Genomic DNA, 5,283 nt, shown 5'->3' with positions numbered 1-5,283 from the left:
AGACGGAGGTGTGGAGGCGTCCGCGTCCGCGCGCTACGACCGGCGGACGGTGACCGTGATCTGCTCGCCCTCGCCGACCTCACCGGCGAAGCCGTCGAGGCCCTCGGCGAAGTCCACCGAGTCGGCCAGCACCTCGCCGGAGACGAAGTCGACGTACGCCGACAACGCCGCGCGCACCTCCTCGGAGGCCGACACCGACACCACGATCCGGTCCGACACGTCCAGGTCGGCGTCCCGACGGGCCTGCTGCACCACCCGCACCACGTCGCGAGCCAACCCCTCGGCGGCCAGCTCCGGCGTCACCTCGGTGTCCAGCACCACCACACCCTCGCCGCCCGGCAGGGGCGCGGAGTGCTCGGCGTCGGCGGCGACCAGCCGCAGCTCGTACTCGCCCTCGGCGAGGGTGACGCCGGCGGCCACCGGGGTGCCGTCGACCAGCTCCCAGTCGCCCGCCTTGACCGCCTTGATCACCTGCTGCACCTGCTTGCCGACCCGCGGGCCGAGCGCCCGGGGCACCACAGTCAGCACCTGCTCGCAGTACGCGGACAGCTCCGCGCTGAACTCCACCGCCTTCACGTTGACCTCGTCGGCGACCAGGTCGGCGAACGGTCGCAGCTGCTCCGCCGCCGGCGAGGCCACTGTCAACGTCGACAGCGGCAGCCGCACCCGCAGCCCCTTGGCCTTGCGCAACGACAGCGCCGCCGACGCGACCGCCCGTACGTTGTCCATCGCTGCCACGAGATCGTGGTCGGCGGGGAACTCCTCCGCCGAAGGCCAGTCGGTCAGGTGCACCGACCGCTCTCCGGTCAGCCCGCGCCAGATCTCCTCCGCGGTCAGCGGCGCGAGCGGCGCCACCACCCGGCAGAGCGTCTCCAGCACGGTCCAGAGCGTGTCGAACGCGTTGACGTCACCGGACCAGAACCGGTCCCGGGAGCGGCGCACGTACCAGTTGGTCAGCGCGTCCAGGTAGGACCGGATGGTCGCGCAGGCGCCGGAGATGTCGTACGCGTCCATCTGCGCGCTGACGGTCGACACCAGCTCGTTCGTCTTGGCCAGCACGTACCTGTCGAGCAGGTGCGTCGAGTCCGTCCGACGCAGCGCCTGGTGCCCGTCGGCGTTGGCGTAGAGCGTGAAGAAGTACCAGACGTTCCACAGCGGCAGCAGCACCTGCCGGACCGCGTCGCGGATGAGCGTCTCGGTCACCGCCATGTCGCCGCCGCGCAGCACCGGTGAGGACATCAGCATCCACCGCATCGCGTCCGACCCGTACGAGTCGAAGACGTGGTAGACGTCCGGGTAGTTGCGCAGGCTCTTGGACATCTTGCGCCCGTCCGAGCCGAGCAGGATGCCGTGGCTCAGGCAGTTGCGGAACGCCGGCCTGTCGAACAGCGCGGTGGCCAGCACGTGCATCGTGTAGAACCAGCCACGGGTCTGCCCGATGTACTCGACGATGAAGTCACCCGGGTAGTGGTGCTCGAACCAGTCCGCGTTCTCGAACGGGTAGTGCACCTGGGCGAACGGCATCGACCCGGACTCGAACCAGCAGTCCAGCACCTCCGGCACCCGACGCATCATCGACTGACCGGTGGGGTCGTCCGGGTTGGGGCGGACCAGGTCGTCCACCGCCGGCCGGTGCAGGTCGCTCAGGCGTACCCCGAAGTCCCGCTCGATGTCGGCGAGCGAGCCGTAGACGTCCAGGCGCGGGTAGTTCGGGTCGTCGGACTTCCACACCGGGATGGGCGAGCCCCAGAACCGGTTGCGGCTGATCGACCAGTCCCGGGCGTTGGCCAGCCACTTGCCGAACGAGCCGTCCTTGATGTGCCCGGGCGTCCAGTTGATCTCCTTGTTCAACTCGACCATCCGGTCCCGGAACTGGGTCACCGCGACGAACCACGACGACACCGCCTTGTAGACCAGCGGGGTGTCGCAGCGCCAGCAGTGCGGGTACGAGTGGGTGTAGGTGTCCTGCTTGAGCACCACCCCCCGATCCTTCAGCTCCCGGATCACCGGCTTGTTGACGTCGAAGACCTGCTCACCCTGGTACGGCGGCACCAGCGCGGTGAACCGGGTGTGGTCGTCGACGGTGACGATGGTGGGGATGCCGGCGGCGTTGCAGACGTTCTGGTCGTCCTCGCCGAACGCCGGGGCCAGGTGCACGATCCCGGTGCCGTCCTCGGTGGTGACGAACTCCGCGCCGAGCACCTGGTAGGCGTTGTCGCCGGCCTGCTCGACGAGGAAGTCGAACAGCGGCGTGTAGCGGCGTCCGACCAGGTCCCGGCCGTACACCGTGCCGACCTGCTCGTAGCCCTCCAGTTCCTTGGCGTACGCGGTCAGCCGCGCCGCGCCGACGACGAAGCGGTCCCCGTCGCGTTCCAGCACCGCGTACTCGATGTCGGGCCCGACGGCGAGCGCCAGGTTCGACGGCAGGGTCCACGGCGTGGTGGTCCAGACACCCAGCTTGACCGGCCCACGCACCAGCTCCGGGGCGGACTCGTCGGCGGTCAGCCCGAACCACACCGACAGGGTGGGGTCGTGCCGGTCCCGGTAGACGTCGTCCATCCGGGTCTCGGTGTTCGACAGCGGCGTCTCGCACCGCCAGCAGTACGCCAGCACCCGGAAGCCCTCGTAGATCAGACCCTTGTCGTGCAGGGTCTTAAAGGCCCACATGACGCTTTCCATGTAGTCCAGGTCGAGGGTCTTGTAGTCGTTGGCGAAGTCGACCCAGCGGGCCTGCCGGTTGATGTACCGCTCCCAGTCCTGGGTGAACTCCAGCACCGAGGTGCGGCAGGCCTCGTTGAACCGGGCCACGCCCAGGTCGATGATCTCCGCCTTGCTGGTGATGCCGAGCTGCTTCTCCGCCACCACCTCGGCGGGCAGGCCGTGGCAGTCCCAGCCGAAGCGCCGCTCGACGTGCCGCCCACGCATGGTCTGGTAGCGCGGCACCACGTCCTTGACGTACCCGGTGAAGAGGTGCCCGTAGTGCGGCAGGCCGTTGGCGAACGGCGGGCCGTCGTAGAAGACGTACTCGTTCTTGCCGTCGTCGCCGGCCGGGCGGGCCTCCACCGACGCTTCGAAGGTCTTGTCGGCCGTCCAGTGCTCCAGCACCCGGCGCTCGACCGCGGGCAGGTCCGGGCTCGCCGGGACACCGGCGGCGGTCGGGTCGTGCAACGGATAGGCCATCGGGGGTCGCTCTCCTCGCAGCTCACTCTTCGTGGGTCTGCGAGGACGAACCTTCCGGGGTACGCCTCGAACGACGCTCCCCGGGTGGCCCGCGGTACCACCCCGCTTGGCGGTCAGGATCGACCGCCCGCTCATTGCCGGCTGTGACGGGCCGCACCCGTCCGGTTCTACTGAGCCGGTCGCCCGGCCGTTCTTCCGGAGGCTCACCGGTGATGGCCGGGTCATCGCCTTACGGTGCTCAACGATACAAGACCCACCCGCCGGCCCGCCGCCGACTAATCCCCCACCGGCCCGGGTCCGCTGGCTTGACCCGAATGGCGCGCTCGCGCAAACTTCGCCGGTGCGTTCGCTTCGGTACGACGAATTCCAGGCCATGCGTCGATTCCCCGCCCTGGACGGGCTGCGGGCGCTGGCCGCTGTCATGGTCATCGCCTTCCACTACGGTGGCCCGTCCTGGAAATGGCTGACCGGCTGGATCGGCGTACACCTGTTCTTCGTGCTCTCCGGCTTCCTGATCACGACGCTGCTGCTGCGCGAGGAGCACCGCTACGGCAGGGTCTCGCTGCGCGCCTTCTATCTGCGGCGGTTCTTCCGGATTCTGCCGGTCTACTTCCTGGTGCTGTTCCTGTACTGGGGGCTGGCCCGGATCAACGGCACCGCCGAGTCGATCGAGCGGGGCATGAAGTACTACCTGCTGTTCCTCAACGAGCTGCTGGAGCCGAGCGCGCCGTTCCTGCACTCCTGGACGATCGGCATCGAGCAGAAGTTCTACCTGTTCTGGCCGGCCATCGCCTTCGTGGCGGTCGCCGGCGTGTTCCGTCGCCGCCTGCTGGCGACGCTCTGCCTGCTGGTGCTCTTCATCGCGATGATCCCGCCGGACATCGCCTGGTTGAGTTGGCCGATCCACTACGTGGCGATCCTGCTCGGCTGCCTGACCGCGATCGTCATGCACAACCCCCGGGGCTTCGCCCTGGTCCGGCCACTGACCCACCCGGTGGTCGCCACCGGCGTCATCCTGGCGTTCGTCGTGGTCCAGGTGTGTGTGCAGTTCTGGCCCACCCGCTTCGGCCAGGAGGCGCTGATCGGCAGCTACGCCGCCGCGACCGCGGTGCTGCTGCCGGCCCTGCTCTCCCGCAGCCCGCTCGCCCGCGGCCTGGGAGTACGACCGCTGGTCTTCGTCGGCGAACGCTCGTACTCGCTGTATCTCGTCCAGGCCATCGCGGCGCGGGCGGCGGCCGGGCTGGTGCCCGCGATCGCGGGCAAAAGCACCGCGTTCTTCCTGGCGGTGACGGTGGTGGGGCTGGTCATCGCGGACGTGCTCTACCGCTGGGTCGAGCTGCCCATGATCGAGGTCGGCCGCCGGCTGGCCGCCCGGGTGAGCCGCCCCGGCCCGCGCGACGGCGACGGAACGGCACCGGCCCCGGCGCAGGCGCCCATCGAGACCGTCCAGATCCCCCGCCCTCGCGAGGTGCTGCCCGACACCGTGCCGGCCGCCCGCGGCTGACCCTCCCCCGCTCCGCCCAGCATGAGCGGGGTCACACCCGCGACTGTCACGGCGCGCCCCGGCCGAACCGTCGTGACGGTGTCGGACCGATCAGGGAGGTAGTCATGCAGCGGATGAACGCGGCCGAGGTCGCGCCACAGGGATACCAGGCCGTCCTGGGGCTGGAGAAGTACGTCCGGGCGAACGTCGACCACACCGTGCTGGAGCTGGTCAAGCTGCGGGCGTCGATGATCAACGGGTGTGCGTTCTGCGTCGACATGCACAGCCGGGACGCGCTCGCCGCCGGCGAGTCGAGCCGACGGCTCTTCGCGGTGGCCGCCTGGCGGGAGGCGCCGTTCTTCGACGAGCGGGAGCGGGCCGCGTTGGCGCTCACCGACGCGGTCACCAAGCTCGGTGAGCACGGCGTGCCGGACGACGTGTGGGACACCGCCGCGAAGGTCTGGTCGGAGAAGGAACTTGCCGACCTGATCCTGGCCATTGCCACAATCAACGTGTGGAACCGAAGCGACGACGTTGGCCACCGCCGAGCCGATCAGGCCCAGCCCACCGGGGTAGACCAGCAGCGGGCACAGCACCGCGGAGAGCAGGTTGGGGCCGAG

3 protein-coding genes are annotated in these 5,283 nt (G+C 69.6%); 2 read left to right on the top strand and 1 reads right to left on the bottom strand.

Features of this window, described 5'->3' with window-relative positions:
- Nucleotides 1–33: 33 nt before the first annotated feature.
- Nucleotides 34–3,180 carry an isoleucine--tRNA ligase gene (gene ileS, locus ACWCO3_RS31095; RefSeq protein ID WP_450013445.1) on the bottom strand — a complete coding sequence of 1,049 codons (3,147 nt, stop codon included), beginning with the start codon at nucleotides 3,178–3,180 and terminating at the stop codon, nucleotides 34–36.
- A gap of 340 nt (nucleotides 3,181–3,520) precedes the next feature.
- Here ileS and ACWCO3_RS31090 point away from each other — a divergent pair, with 340 nt between their 5' ends.
- Together ACWCO3_RS31090 and ACWCO3_RS31085 are read left to right on the top strand one after the other, a co-directional pair.
- Entirely contained in the window at nucleotides 3,521–4,684 is a 1,164-nt protein-coding gene (locus tag ACWCO3_RS31090; RefSeq protein ID WP_450013443.1) for an acyltransferase family protein, read from the top strand.
- Nucleotides 4,685–4,788: 104 nt separating this feature from the next.
- The coding region (locus ACWCO3_RS31085; protein ID WP_450013441.1) for a carboxymuconolactone decarboxylase family protein at nucleotides 4,789–5,283 on the top strand (495 nt) is incomplete at its 3' end.

This window comes from Micromonospora sp. NPDC002411 (genome assembly GCF_053592955.1).
The sequence above is the reverse complement of the archived record's forward strand: the minus strand, read 5'-3'. Positions and strand labels throughout refer to the sequence as shown.

Coding starts and splice junctions, on each gene's coding strand:
- ileS (WP_450013445.1), bottom strand. CDS start 3,180: ATGGCCTATCCGTTGCACGACCCGACCGCCGCCGGTGTCCCGGCGAGC.